At 49.1% G+C, this 12650-nt stretch carries 12 protein-coding genes; 7 read left to right on the forward strand and 5 right to left on the reverse strand.

Translation table 11 applies throughout. The annotated features are described in order from the left end of the window. Complete coding sequence (locus ACS5WU_RS09885) at window positions 1-489, forward strand: hypothetical protein (RefSeq protein WP_131924870.1); 489 nt, start codon at window positions 1-3, stop codon at window positions 487-489. Between the two features lie 12 nt (window positions 490-501). Further along, window positions 502-2310, forward strand: coding sequence for a M3 family metallopeptidase (locus ACS5WU_RS09890; RefSeq protein ID WP_302760491.1), 1809 nt, complete (start codon window positions 502-504; stop codon window positions 2308-2310). Window positions 2311-2419: 109 nt separating this feature from the next. Here the strand turns inward: ACS5WU_RS09890 and ACS5WU_RS09895 are convergent, their stop codons facing one another. The 3 genes from ACS5WU_RS09895 to ACS5WU_RS09905 form a co-directional block, all read right to left on the reverse strand. Beyond that, window positions 2420-4438 carry a heavy metal translocating P-type ATPase gene (locus ACS5WU_RS09895; RefSeq protein ID WP_302760492.1) on the reverse strand — a complete coding sequence of 673 codons (2019 nt, stop codon included), beginning with the start codon at window positions 4436-4438 and terminating at the stop codon, window positions 2420-2422. Window positions 4439-4720: 282 nt separating this feature from the next. Further along, window positions 4721-5017 carry an ArsR/SmtB family transcription factor gene (locus ACS5WU_RS09900; protein ID WP_197408882.1) on the reverse strand — a complete coding sequence of 99 codons (297 nt, stop codon included), beginning with the start codon at window positions 5015-5017 and terminating at the stop codon, window positions 4721-4723. Next, entirely contained in the window at window positions 5014-5592 is a 579-nt protein-coding gene (locus ACS5WU_RS09905; protein WP_046442774.1) for an NUDIX domain-containing protein, read from the reverse strand. The genes ACS5WU_RS09900 and ACS5WU_RS09905 overlap by 4 nt, the downstream gene beginning before the upstream one ends. Window positions 5593-5776: 184 nt before the next feature. On the opposite strand from ACS5WU_RS09905, the gene ACS5WU_RS09910 reads away from it, so the two are divergent. The 3 genes from ACS5WU_RS09910 to ACS5WU_RS09920 are packed head-to-tail and all read left to right on the forward strand — an operon-like array spanning window position 5777 to window position 8771. Continuing rightward, window positions 5777-7981 (forward strand): bifunctional metallophosphatase/5'-nucleotidase, encoded by a 2205-nt coding sequence (locus ACS5WU_RS09910; RefSeq protein ID WP_465089143.1) that lies wholly within the window; start codon window positions 5777-5779, stop codon window positions 7979-7981. After that, window positions 7971-8207, forward strand: a complete 237-nt coding sequence (locus ACS5WU_RS09915) for a hypothetical protein (protein ID WP_046442776.1) — start codon at window positions 7971-7973, stop codon at window positions 8205-8207. The genes ACS5WU_RS09910 and ACS5WU_RS09915 overlap by 11 nt, the downstream gene beginning before the upstream one ends. A gap of 48 nt (window positions 8208-8255) precedes the next feature. Beyond that, entirely contained in the window at window positions 8256-8771 is a 516-nt protein-coding gene (locus tag ACS5WU_RS09920) for a ferritin (RefSeq protein WP_059108690.1), read from the forward strand. A 137-nt stretch (window positions 8772-8908) separates the two neighbouring features. Here the strand turns inward: ACS5WU_RS09920 and ACS5WU_RS09925 are convergent, their stop codons facing one another. After that, complete coding sequence (locus tag ACS5WU_RS09925; RefSeq protein WP_059108689.1) at window positions 8909-9160, reverse strand: hypothetical protein; 252 nt, start codon at window positions 9158-9160, stop codon at window positions 8909-8911. 106 nt (window positions 9161-9266) lie between these two features. On the opposite strand from ACS5WU_RS09925, the gene ACS5WU_RS09930 reads away from it, so the two are divergent. Together ACS5WU_RS09930 and ACS5WU_RS09935 are read left to right on the forward strand one after the other, a co-directional pair. Further along, the gene (locus ACS5WU_RS09930) at window positions 9267-10160 is read left to right on the forward strand and encodes an AraC family transcriptional regulator (protein WP_302760245.1); all 894 of its coding nucleotides are present in this window, start codon (window positions 9267-9269) and stop codon (window positions 10158-10160) included. Window positions 10161-10329: 169 nt separating this feature from the next. Beyond that, window positions 10330-11859, forward strand: a complete 1530-nt coding sequence (locus ACS5WU_RS09935; protein ID WP_059108687.1) for a M1 family metallopeptidase — start codon at window positions 10330-10332, stop codon at window positions 11857-11859. 175 nt (window positions 11860-12034) lie between these two features. Here ACS5WU_RS09935 and ACS5WU_RS09940 read toward each other — a convergent pair whose 3' ends face one another. After that, the gene (locus ACS5WU_RS09940; RefSeq protein ID WP_046442781.1) at window positions 12035-12643 is read right to left on the reverse strand and encodes a TetR/AcrR family transcriptional regulator; all 609 of its coding nucleotides are present in this window, start codon (window positions 12641-12643) and stop codon (window positions 12035-12037) included. Between the last annotated feature and the right edge of the window lie 7 nt (window positions 12644-12650).

Below are 12650 nucleotides of genomic sequence, written 5' to 3' on the forward strand. Positions count from 1 at the left end.
ATGAAAGAAAGCAGCCTGCGCGCACTCCGGAACTGGCGTTTCTTTTTGGAGTGGGCCACTTTTATCAGCATTGTCTGCATGATCGTCACCTTCGCGATGACGGCAAGCATCCTTCCCATGCCCCCTCCCCCTTCGGATTCGGAAGGCCTGGTGGCAAAATACGGAATGCGTGTTGTGCTGTTTATTTTGTTTGGCCTTGGCGGAGGGCTGTGCGGGCTCCTGTTTTTGTTATCGCGCTTTCCGCGGCTGTACCGTTACCCGGTCAAAATATCCGGCACCAATGTGGAAATCCAATATCATATCGCTAAAATTGCCCTCTGTATCGGACAGTTGATAACGGTCGTGGTAACGTGCATCCTGATGGTGCGCGTTTACCACCAGAATATCACAACCCAATCCGGTGATTTCTGGCAAATGCTTCTGCGGTCTCTGATTGCCGGCTGTATTGTATATCTCGTTTACTTCTTTACCGCAAGGCATTACCGTTAAGGAGGCCCTACTATGAAAAAGAAACTGACCGCTGTTTTTTTGGCGGCGCTCATGTTGTGCGCCACATCTCTTTCCGGCTGTGCAGACATTTACAGGCGGCTCGTCACTGCTATGGAAAGTACGGCAGTCGAATACGGCGCATCCGTCACTGCAGAGCCGTCCGCCATGGAAACCCTTCCGCCAAACCCGGAAAAGGAATACCATATTGTTCCGTTTTCCGAAATGGAATATACTCGTCCGGACGCCGACGGCACGGTCTCGCGGCTCGATGAAATCGCGGAGCTGATCGAAAACGGCGTGGACGTGCAGGAGCTTAAAGAGCTTACGAACGAGGCCGACGCATTGTTCGATCACTTTGAAACGATGGATACCCTTTCGAGCATCCACAGCGATATGGACCTGTCGGACGAATTCTGGCGGGAGGAACAGGGCTATACCTCCACGCATTTCGCGGACGTAAGTATGGCCTATGATAATTATTGTTCCACGCTCTATGCCTCCCCCTACAAGGAACAGATCGAGGAGGAATGGGACGCAGACTATTTTGAATATCTTGGCGACACCATATGGTATACGGAGGAATCGATACCGCTTTACGCAAAGGAAGCGCAGCTAATAAGCGATTATACGGAAATGCTTTCCACCAGTACAATCCTTTATGACGGGCAGGAGCTCTCACTCACGGATATTGAAGCCTTCCCAGATTATGATGCTTACCTGGAGGCGGTCAATCTATGGTACGGCATTTATAATCCCAAGCTTGGCGAATTGTATGTCGAGCTTGTCAAAACGCGACAGCAGCTTGCCGAAGTTTTGGGCTTTGACAGCTATATCGATATGCAGTTCGAATGGAACGATCTAGACTATACGCCGGAAATGGCGCAGTCTTTTCTTGACGACGTCGCAGAATACCTGACTCCGGTCTACCGCCGGCTCACCGGGAATGGAGCAAAATATCTGCCTGAGATCGATATCGGTTTCGCGGATTATTCCGGTTTCCTGAACGAAACGCTTGCAGGAATGGATCCTGCGCTTGCGGAAAATTTTCAGGCAATGCTGGACAATGGTTTGTGCGATTACGAAATCAGGCCCTCCAAATACCCGTACGCCTACACCGTCTATCTTTTCGATTATTCCACTCCTTTTGTCTTCCTCACTTTTTCAGACGACGAGTGGAGTATCTCTACACTGAACCATGAATTCGGGCATTTCAACAGCTATCTTTCGATCCGCGACGAACTGGCGGAAACAACGGATACCGCTGAAATTTTTTCACAGGCCCTCGACCTTCTTGTCTCCAATCATTATACCGGGTATTTTGGGGAAGACGACGGCTATGAATTAAGATACGATACGCTTTCGAGCATTTTTCAGGCCATGGTAGAGCAACCTTTTTTTGTCGCAATGGAATTTGAAATCTATTCCCTTTCGCCGGAAGAGATCACGGTCGACCGGATCAATGAAATTGCAACAGAGCAGTCCGAGCGGTTTGGGCTACTGGATGCGGAAGGTTTCAATCCATTTGCCGACGGCTGGGTATCTATTCCCCATATTTACAACCATCCCCTTTATACGATCTCTTACGGGACTTCTGCGGACATCGCGCTCCAGTTGTGGGAGCTTTCCCTCACGGATGAACCGGCCGCCATTGCGCTCTACAACAAGCTTCTGGCCCGGGAAGAAAGCGCGGAATTTCTGGGGAATATCGCAAACGCGGGGCTGAACAGTCCCTTTGACTCCGCAGAAATCCAGCGCGTTGCAGGGATCGCGCAAACCTACCTGATAGACGAGGACTGGGAGCCCCGCCAGGAAGCAGCCTGACACCCGGCGTTTGCCCTTTCCTGTCTGCTGCAATTTTATACCTGCATCATAAAAACGGCACAACCCTTGGCTGTGCCGTTTTTTGAACTCCTTATTTCCAACTGCTTCCTTACGATTTCAACGCCCGCAATGCGTTCAATACCGCAATCAGCGTTACGCCGACATCCGCAAATACCGCCAGCCACATATCTATGATACCCGTTACGCCCAGCACCATAAACACAGCCTTCACCGCAAGCGCAAAGATGATGTTCTGCCACACAATACGCCGCGTTTTCTTCGATATCCGTACCGCATCCGGTACGCCTGTCGGCTCGTCCGTCATAAGGACAATATCCGCGGCTTCGATTGCCGCGTCGCTTCCAACGCCGCCCATTGCAATTCCAACATCCGCCCGCGCAAGCACCGGGGCATCGTTGATGCCATCGCCTGCAAACGCTACGCGTCCTTTTTCGTGCTGTATCTGCTCAAGCACCTCCACCTTATCCTGCGGCAGAAGCTCGCAATATGCTTCGTCGATCCCAACCTGTGAGGCGACAGCCTGCCCGATACTCTTTGCGTCGCCCGTCAGCATTGCCGTAGAAATGCCCATGCCCCGAAGCTCCTGCGTGGCCTGTTTTGCATCCGGCTTTATCTGGTCCGCGATCAGTATGCTTCCAAGGAAATTGCCGTCCTGTGCCACATAAAGTACGGTTCCCGGCTCGTCCAGCGTTTTGAAAACAACGCCCTCACGCTCCATCAGCTTTGCGTTTCCCGCAATAATCTTTCTTCCATCCATCAGGGTGGCTTCTACGCCATGGCCCGGTATTTCCTCATATCCGCTGCGCTGCCCGGGCTGCCTGCCAAATGCCGCAAGCACTGATTTTGCGATTGGATGGGATGAATCCGCCTCTGCGCCCGCTGCCGCCTCAAGCACGGCATCCTTTTTGATGCCATCCGCCGGGTATACCGCCTTTACTGCAAATTGACCTTTTGTGAGCGTTCCCGTTTTGTCAAACACCACCTCGCGCACCTCAGTGAGCGCTTCAAGGTAATTGGCTCCCTTCACCAGGATCCCTTTTTTCGACGCGCCGCCAATACCGCTGAAATAGGTCAGCGGGACCGAAACCACAAGCGCGCACGGACAGGATATTACAAGGAAAAGGAGCGCGCGGTAAACCCAGGTCGCCCAATCGCCCGTTATAAGCGAAGGCACGATTGCCACAATAAGGGCCGCCGCACAAACGACAGGCGTATAATAGCGCGCGAATTTCGTAATGAATTTCTCTGCATGCGCCTTTTTACTTCCTGCATGCTCCACCAGGTCGAGTATTTTTGCCGCAGTGGATTCACCAAACGTTTTCTCCACACGCAGCTCTAAAAGTCCGCCGCCGTTCACGCTGCCGGCAAGCGCCTCATCGCCCTGGGCAATGTCGCGGGGAAGGCTTTCCCCTGTAAGCGCGCTTGTGTTAAGCGCCGAAGTTCCCGAAAGTACCGTTCCATCCAGCGGTACCTTCTCAAATGGTTTTACAACGATCACGTCGCCTACCGCGACGTCAGCCGGATCTACGCGCTTTACTTCGTCCCCAATTTTGATATTCGCGTAATCAGGCCTGATGTCCATCAGTTTTGTAATGGATTTCCTGCTTTTATTAACCGCCATATCAGAGAGCGTTTCACCAATCATGTAAAACAGCATCACCGCCGTACCTTCCGCAAAGTCTCCCAGAATAAATGCGCCTATGGTCGCGATGGTCATCAAAAAATTCTCGTCGAATACTTTGCCCTTCGCTATGTTTTTTCCTGCCGTAACAAGTACGTTAAACCCAAGCACAAGATAGGCTGCAAAAAAGATTGAAAATTCAACCCATATATTAAGCTCAAACACACTCTTCAGGATATACCCCAGCGCAAAAATAACAATGCCTGTAATAAGCCTTGCAAAATATGTCTTTGTTCCCTCCAGCGCGTGAGCGTGCTCATGCCCGCAGGAACAACCTCCCTCATGATCATGGTCATGCGCGTCAAGCTCGCAGGTGCATTCGCCGTTTCCGCTGACGTGCATATGCTCATGGCTTTTTTCGTGACCGCTTCCACAGCTCCCGTCGTGGCAGTGATCGTGTTCATGCGTGTGTTTTTGTGCCATCATACTTTCCTCCTTCACATGAATATATGTTCATTCGTTCATATGTATTATAACATATATCATTTCCTTGTAAACCCTTTTTGCAAAAATTTTAATGTAATTTGCCAAATAGTTGCGCAGCAGGCATTTGCTATGCAGCAAACCTTAACGGCGGCGCAACCATGAGGCGCCATAAATTAATACGCTGTGCTGTAATGTTCTTTCTGAATTGCTGTAAAAAAGATGATTTTATTTTTTCGCAGACAAAAAAACAGACGCTGTTACACGCCTGCTTTGTATTACCTATTAATGGCGGATATGCTCGAGCACCTGGTCGATCACATGAAGCACATGCTCGTCGTCAAGGCTGTAATAAACATTTTTCCCATCCTTCCTGCTTTTGATCAGGCGCGCTGCCTTCAAATTTCGCAGCTGGTGGGAAACCGCCGACTGTTCCATTCCCACCGCCTCGCACAAATGAGCAACGCAAAGCTCCTCGCCTTTCAGTGCAAAGATGATGCGCAGGCGCGTTTCATCGCTGAGCATTTTGAAAATCGTGCCCATTTTTTCAATCTCATCCGGCAAAATCCTTCGCGTTGTCATTGTTCTTTCCCCTGGCTTTGCTCCGCTTCCCGCTGAAGCTGTTCCAATATAATATAAGCCTTCAGCACGCACGCCACTGTTTTCGCGTCGCGCAATTCTCCCTTCAACGACATCTCCACCGCTTTTCCAAGCGGAATCTTCTCTACATTGATGAATTCGTCCTCGTCAAGGCACTGCTCCTTCTGCTCTATATTCACCGCCAGGTACAGGTGGATGACTTCGTCCGTAAATCCCACGCTGGGATATATTTCACCAAGCGGCATCATATCCGCGGCAATAATCCCCGTTTCCTCTTTTAGCTCGCGCAACGCGCCTTCATAAGGATCTTCCCCTTCTTTATCCAGCTTTCCCGCGGGAAGCTCGAGAATTTCCATCTGGTAGGGGTAACGGAACTGCCTCACAAAAAACAAATTGAGGTCCGCATCCACCGCACATACGCACACACCGCCCGGATGCCGCACCACCTCGCGGACTGAGGTATTGCCGTTTGGCAGGCGCACCGTGTCTTTTTCTACCGATATAATAATGCCGTCGTATATTTTCTCCGAAGAAATCGTTGTCTCCTTCAACTCCATAAGACTCTCCTAACATTGCAGTTTTATTTATCATTTATCTTACCACGCCGCTGCGGCAAAATCCAGCCCAGTACAATTCAAAATTGCACAGGCGCTTTATTTTTGATATAATGCAAAAAGGACAAAATACGCTTTGCGCGGAGTCTTTCGCCGGTGGTAACCGGCAGCTATTGGAGGCATTTTTATGCGGTATTTAAAAGCGCCGGCTCTTTTGCTGGCCATTCTTATATTGGTTTCGTTGTTTCCGGCTTACGCCATTGCTGCGCCGGAAGCCAGTCCTGAAATTGAAACTGTCATCAATATCTATCATACCAATGACGTTCACGGCCACGCGCTTGGAAACGAATCTTCCATCGGATATGCCCGTTTTAAAACCTATGTCAAGGAGGACACCGCCGACGGCAAGCTGATTGTGGACGCCGGCGACGCATTTTCCGGCAGCGCTTTTACGAATCTGAGCGAGGGCGAAAGCATTTCCCAGATCATGAATTCAGTCGGCTACAACGCATATGTCCCCGGCAGCCATGATTTTGAATACGGTACCGACCGTCTCCTTGAGCTTGTCGAAGAGTCCGGTACGGACGGTCTTGCATTGAATCTCTTAAAGGACGGGCAGCCGCTGTTCCCTGCCTATCGTATTTTTCAGAAAAACGGCGTTAAAATAGGTGTGATTGGCATTGTATCCCCGGATGTGCCTGCCGTCAACGATCCGAACCAGCTTTCCGGCCTTACCTTCCTCGATAAAAATGACACCATATTTGCAGCGCAGGAAGCCGTTGCCGCACTCCAGGCCGAGAATGTGAACGCAATCGTGGCGCTTACCCATCTTGGCACCTCCGATACGTCAACGCTGAGCAGCATCGATATTGCGACAAGCGTAAGCGGTATCGACCTTATTATTGACGGGAAGTCCCATGACGAATACGAAAACGGCTTCAATAGCTATACGGGCTACATTGCGGGCGTAACACCTCCGATTGCGCAGGCCGGCAAATATTTTGAAAGTTTTGGCGTTGCCACATTGAATTTTGACGACGAGAACAATCTGCTTTCAATTTCTGATAAGCTTATCGATTATGAAACGGCGGCAAAATCCGCACCGGATAAAAAAACGGCCGCTATCATTACCGATTTCACACAAGCGCAGCAGCCGATCCTTGAAAAACGGATTGCTTCCACCCCGGTTCTTCTGAATGGAGAATCAGAGTATGTGCGGACCGGCAGCAGTAACTTTGGCATCCTTGCCACAACCGCCATGATGGAAAGTACCGGCGCGGATATTGCTATTTTAAACAGCGGGAGTATTCTTTCTTCTGTTCCACAGGGAGATATTACCTTCGGAGCAATGTATAACGCGCTTGATTTTGATGATTATATTGTGACCACTACGGTCACCGGCGCAGAACTGAAGGAGCTCCTGAACAGCCAGCTTATCTACCAAAAAAGCGGGTTCCCGCAAATTGCGGGATTTACGATTGAAGCGGAACAGTACCTGACTGAAAGCGGCGCCCAGGCTGCGGCAGTAACATCCCTGACAAGAAATGGCGAGCCTGTCCGGGATGATGATACGCTTACGGTCGCGGTGCTCGATTATATGTATCACGGCGGGGATGACTATTCTTTTTCCGCTCCTTTGCTCAAGGAGTACGATACCCTGTTCAATACGGTCGTCTCTTACCTGAATGATACGCCACAGAAAAAAATCGAATCTTTTTCCAATATGACAAATATCATGATCTGGGAGGAAACGATCGACGCGGACAGTATTATTTCCAAGTTGAAGCTTTCTGTGCCGTCCAATATTAATATCTTTTTGAACCAGCCTTCCACGGTTCCTGAAAGCGTGCTGTATAACCTTGTCGGCCAGAACAGGGACCTCGTTTTTTTCCTGCAAAATGAAAGGCCTTATTCCTTTGTGTTTGACGGGGAACGTATTCCTTCCGCTATGAACGCCAGCCTTGTCGCCAGTGTTTCGCAGGAGGTTCCGGAAGGAAAACGTACCGCTTCTTCTGCGGATCGCGAGGCAATCTTTGTAGATCTTTCAAAAAACCAGGCTCTTCCGCCCGATACCTTGCTTAACGTTTATGTCGGCGACGTGTATCAGCCCGGTTCGCTTGTCTACCTTTATTACTATGATCTTAACAGGGATATCCTTCCGCTTAATACGGACGGCATAAAAGTCGATTCCTCAGGCAACATCTCCTTCCCCGTAGTAGGCGGAACCACATATCTTGTGAATTCAAAGTTGCTGAATGCTTCCACTTTGTTTGAAGCGCCTACGCCAAGCAATCCTTTCCTGCCCGGCATTGCCGTTGTACTGGTTATTTTCAGTGCATGGGTGGTATTTTTCCTGATCACAAAGAAAGGCAGCCAAAAAAATGAAAAATGACAATCGCCTGCTTCCCGAGGTGCTTCTCGACGGTACGGGCGTTCCAAAATCACACGCCGTAGGCGGCGCGGTAACCCCTGGTTCTGTTTATGCCCTTTACAATAAAGAGCTCCAGAAAAAGAACAGCCTTGTGGTGTCAAAAAGAACTTATCTCAATAACGATATGCTCCGCGAGCTCGACGTGCAGGCAAAAAGTGACAAAAAAAGCAGTTCCAATCCGGCTTAGGCTATGATAGGATAAAGGTATGAAAAATTTTTAATGGAGGCAATCAAAATGCTTAGTGAAAAATTGGAAAACATGTTGAACGAGCAGGTGAAAAACGAATTTTACTCCGCTTATTTTTATCTCTCGATGGCTGCCTGGTTTACATCCAAAAATTTAAATGGGTTTGCAAACTGGTACACTGTGCAGGCACAGGAGGAGCGCGACCATGCGACTATGCTGATGAACTATATCCTGAGGGTAGGCGGCAATGCTGAATTCCGCGCGATTGAAGCGCCGGATACTGATTTTAAATCACCCATGGATATTTTTGAAAAAACACTCGCGCACGAACAAAAAGTAACCGGCATGATCAACGAGCTGATGGGCGCCGCGATGGATGAACGCGATTTTAAAACACAGCACTTCCTCCAATGGTTTGTAAACGAGCAGGTCGAAGAAGAGGAAAATGCAAACGGCATGATCGAAAAGCTCAAGATATCAAACAACAGCGAGGGCGGTATTCTATATATGGATAACGAGGCCGCGGCGCGCGTTTATACGCCCGCAACTCAGGCTGCGAACTAATCTGAGGATCGTTCCAGTACGAATATAAGATAGCAGAAAAAAACAGGCGGGTGCGTGAGCATCAGCCTGTTTTTTCTGTTTCCGCAGTTTTTAACCACGGCCTGAAACATACTTTCGTGCACACAACCTGCGCTTCGTTAATGCGCTGCAGATTTTTCCCCCTCGAGCATATAGCAAAGAATGCGCGACGCAGCTTCTGTGCCAACCGGTCTTATCTCCAGCTTGTTACACCGGCTGACATCCAATGTTTTCAGGAACGACAGGAGAAAAGACCTGTTTGATTTCCAGTCGTAGGCTTTTCCATCCGGCGTTACAAGCGTCAGGTTATCGCCGCACTTGTCCAGGGATTGAAAAAAATGCTGAAAATTTGATACATTATAGATCATCATAGCCATAACCTCCTTTATATTTATAATTATATGGAAAACATATGATTGATTCCATTACAATAAAGCCATATAATATAATTATACAGTCATTTTGCGAGGTTTTCCTATGCAGCTACAGGAAATTGTTATCGATCAGGCTTTGCGTGAATTAACGCCGCGTGGCACACCTGCTTTCCCATTGGAGATGTATTGTAATGACATCTCGGAATTTATCACGCATTACGTGCCCTGGCATTGGCATACGGAAATTGAATTCGGTTATGTCCTGAATGGAAATATGGTAATCGAATACACCGGACACAAAGTAAATTTATCACCGGGCGACGGTTTTTTTATCAACAGCAACGAGCTTCATGCGATGCGGCCGCTTAATGACGGCCCGTGTGAAACTGTAAATATTGTTTTTTCTGCCGAGGTAATTGCGGGCGCCCCGCACAGCATTTATGAAAACAAATATGTTCTGCCGCTGATGGCAAACCGTGAGGTAGCTGTCGTCCCGTTATTCCAAACGGAAGCGTGGCAAAAGTCTTTGCTGTCCCTGCTTAAAAAAGCTTTTCTGGACTATACAGGCGCAGGCTGTGGTTATGAGCTGCTCACAAGAAACCACCTGTCTTCGGCATGGCTCCTCCTCTTTGAAAAATCCGGGCACCCCGCCTTAGCTGACCGCAGGGCGCATAACATCCATATGAAAAAAGCGCTCACGTTTATCCACAAAAATTATATGCAGCCTGTTTCGCTCAAGGATATCGCACAAAGCGCCAATATGAGTGCACGAAGCTGCTGCCGGTACTTCCAGAAACAACTCGGTATGACGCCTTTTGCATATCTTTTGGAATACCGGATCAAAATAGCGGCAGAGCTTCTCCTGAATACCGACAAACCCGTCACTGAAATTTGTTTTGAAACCGGCTTTCACGATGCGAGCTATTTTACAAAAACCTTCCGTGAATTAACCGGATATACGCCCACGTCATTCCGCAGGAACAAATCAGGCTTATAATAAACAGAATTTATCCCACGCCATCCCGGAATGCTTTTTTTGCCTTCCTGTTTACATGAAAACTGCTTTTTTTGATATTGATACAATTTGGATGCTTTTATGATACGGTTTGTATACTGCCGCCGGGTATACTTTCCTTACAGTTTTGACACAAAGGAAAGGAACCATCATGAAAAAGTGTATCTCTATCATTATTTCCACCCTATTGTTATTTTCCCTTACAGGCTGCGCTGCAGGCGGTGCGCAGGTCACCCCCGTTTCCTCCGCTCCGCCTGTTGCCTCTGCGGTGGCAGGCACAGCCCTTCCGCAGCAAACCGCGGCCGAACCTTCCGCTTTGCCCATTGCGGACAAGCTTGCCGGAAAAGCTCTGAACGACTTCAATCTTGATGTTACGCTCGATCCGGAGAATCATACGCTCGAGGTGTCGCAGCTGCTCGATTATCATAACAGCACGGATACGCAGCTTTCAGAAATCTATTTCAATCTCATCCCGGACGCGTTTGAAGAGAACGGCGGCGGGATCGACCTGTCTGCCGTCACCGCCGGGGGGAGCGACGCCCTTTTGCAGCGCGGGGAACAGACTGTGTTCAGCATGCCTCTCTCCACCCCGCTCGGTACAGGCGAAACGCTGTCCATCCAGATGGAATACACTGTGCGTATCCCCGATATCCAGAACCGTTTCGGATATCAGGAAAATGTATACAATGTCGGCAACTTCATCATCACCCCCGCCGTATATGACGAAAACGGCTGGGCTATCGAGCCGTACGCAACGCTGGGCGACGCGTTTTATACGGATATCGCCAATTACGACGTTGCCATCCATGCACCGGAGGGATATACCGTTGCGGCAACAGGAGACCGGCAGGCGAACGGGAGTTTCCATGCTGAAAAGGTGCGCGATTTTGCATTTTGTGCAAGCGACGGATATGATACGCTCGAAGATACGGTGGACGGTATTTCCGTTACGGTTTATTACGGCGACGATATGACAAAAACAGCGGCGCGCATGATGGAAACGGCCAAAAAGGCGTTATCCCTGTACAGCGGTATGTTCGGCGCATATCCATATGATACGCTATCCGTCGTCTCGAGCGGCCTTACCGGCGGCGTCAACGGCATGGAATACCCCACGCTTATTATGGTCGGTACTTTCGTGACACTCGACAATATGGAGGAGCTGGGTATCGATCCGGCAATCCCTGAAGATCTGGCCTACTGCACAGCTGATATTGACAGGGCCGTGGCGCACGAAATCGCACACCAGTGGTTTTATGGTGTAGTAGGTAACGACCAGATCAGATATCCCTGGCTCGATGAAGGACTGTGCCGGTTTGCAGAATATTTATATCTTGACGCTTATCCGGTCGAGAATTTGGACGACGGCTACTCGCTCGAGCAGTCGCTGACCTTTGAACACCAGTTTGTCATGGAGGACAATGAATTTGGCGCGGTGGACTTAAGTCTTTCGCTGTACGACTGGCAAAAGCAGGAAGCCGCAGACTACAGCGGAATTTATAACCGCACCGCCAGCCTGCTGTACCAGATGCGCGTGCAGATGGGCGAAACTGCGTTCTCAAAAGCCATAAAAGAGTATGTGGATACGTTTGCTTACGGTTTCGTAACGCCCGAAGGCTTTCAGCAATTCTGGAATGGTAAGGATGATTTTTCAGAGCTGTTCACACTGTATTTTCAGTAACTTCATGCTTGAAATAATACAACTGATGTTTAAAGCGATTGCCGCAACGTGCGGGAAGCGCCCGTTCAAATTTGAGTTGATTCCAATAGATTGTGTAAAAAACAGGCGTATGGCAATCGGCATACAATGTTCCGCCAGCCTGCCATACGCCGAATTTTTTTATTCTCTTTTTCCTTTACTTTTTAACATCCGTTTTCTTTTTGGGAAGCTCGCATTCCTTCTCAGCATAAGCGATCAGCATACGGTACACGAGATTGGAGCGCTCCTCCACATCCCCCTTGCCATAAAGGGAGATTGCATTGAGCATCCCGAACAACAGCTCGGATAAAACCTCTGCCTCCCCTTCTGCAAGCTCCCTGCCGCATTCGGAAAACACGCGGGTAATCAGTTCAATAAACAGCTGCTGTACCTGCTTGCGTATTCCAAACAACGTACGTTCGATGTATTCTTTATCCGATTCAAAATTAACGACCTGGTTGATCACATCCTGCGGCGTTTCTGTCATCCGTGCGATGAAGCAATAGATCGCACCATAGAAGGCTTCTTTCGGCTCCTTACCGAAAACCGTCCCCATAAATTCAACCATTATCTGCTCGATCTCTCCTGCAAGCACCTGCGCAAGCAGGGCTTCCTTATCATCAAAATGCGTGTATACCGTACCTACGGAAAGCCCGCTTACCTCCGCAATCCGGCGCATGGACAGGCTGTCGTAGCCCTCCTGATGATAAATTTCAAGGGCGGCACTGATAATCTTTTGCGTAACGTCTTCAATTTTCTTTGGCATAATTATT

The organism is Christensenella sp. KGMB01412 (genome assembly GCF_055522415.1).

Bases quoted from the DNA above. Each gene is read 5' to 3' on its own strand.
- ACS5WU_RS09920 (WP_059108690.1), top strand. From the start codon at position 8,256: ATGCTTAGTGAAAAATTGGAAAACATGTTGAACGAGCAGGTGAAAAAC.
- ACS5WU_RS09940 (WP_046442781.1), bottom strand. From the start codon at position 12,643: ATGCCAAAGAAAATTGAAGACGTTACGCAAAAGATTATCAGTGCCGCC.
- ACS5WU_RS09930 (WP_302760245.1), top strand. From the start codon at position 9,267: ATGCAGCTACAGGAAATTGTTATCGATCAGGCTTTGCGTGAATTAACG.
- ACS5WU_RS09890 (WP_302760491.1), top strand. From the start codon at position 502: ATGAAAAAGAAACTGACCGCTGTTTTTTTGGCGGCGCTCATGTTGTGC.
- ACS5WU_RS09915 (WP_046442776.1), top strand. From the start codon at position 7,971: ATGAAAAATGACAATCGCCTGCTTCCCGAGGTGCTTCTCGACGGTACG.
- ACS5WU_RS09935 (WP_059108687.1), top strand. From the start codon at position 10,330: ATGAAAAAGTGTATCTCTATCATTATTTCCACCCTATTGTTATTTTCC.
- ACS5WU_RS09885 (WP_131924870.1), top strand. From the start codon at position 1: ATGAAAGAAAGCAGCCTGCGCGCACTCCGGAACTGGCGTTTCTTTTTG.
- ACS5WU_RS09905 (WP_046442774.1), bottom strand. From the start codon at position 5,592: ATGGAGTTGAAGGAGACAACGATTTCTTCGGAGAAAATATACGACGGC.
- ACS5WU_RS09925 (WP_059108689.1), bottom strand. From the start codon at position 9,160: ATGATGATCTATAATGTATCAAATTTTCAGCATTTTTTTCAATCCCTG.
- ACS5WU_RS09900 (WP_197408882.1), bottom strand. From the start codon at position 5,017: ATGACAACGCGAAGGATTTTGCCGGATGAGATTGAAAAAATGGGCACG.
- ACS5WU_RS09910 (WP_465089143.1), top strand. From the start codon at position 5,777: ATGCGGTATTTAAAAGCGCCGGCTCTTTTGCTGGCCATTCTTATATTG.
- ACS5WU_RS09895 (WP_302760492.1), bottom strand. From the start codon at position 4,438: ATGATGGCACAAAAACACACGCATGAACACGATCACTGCCACGACGGG.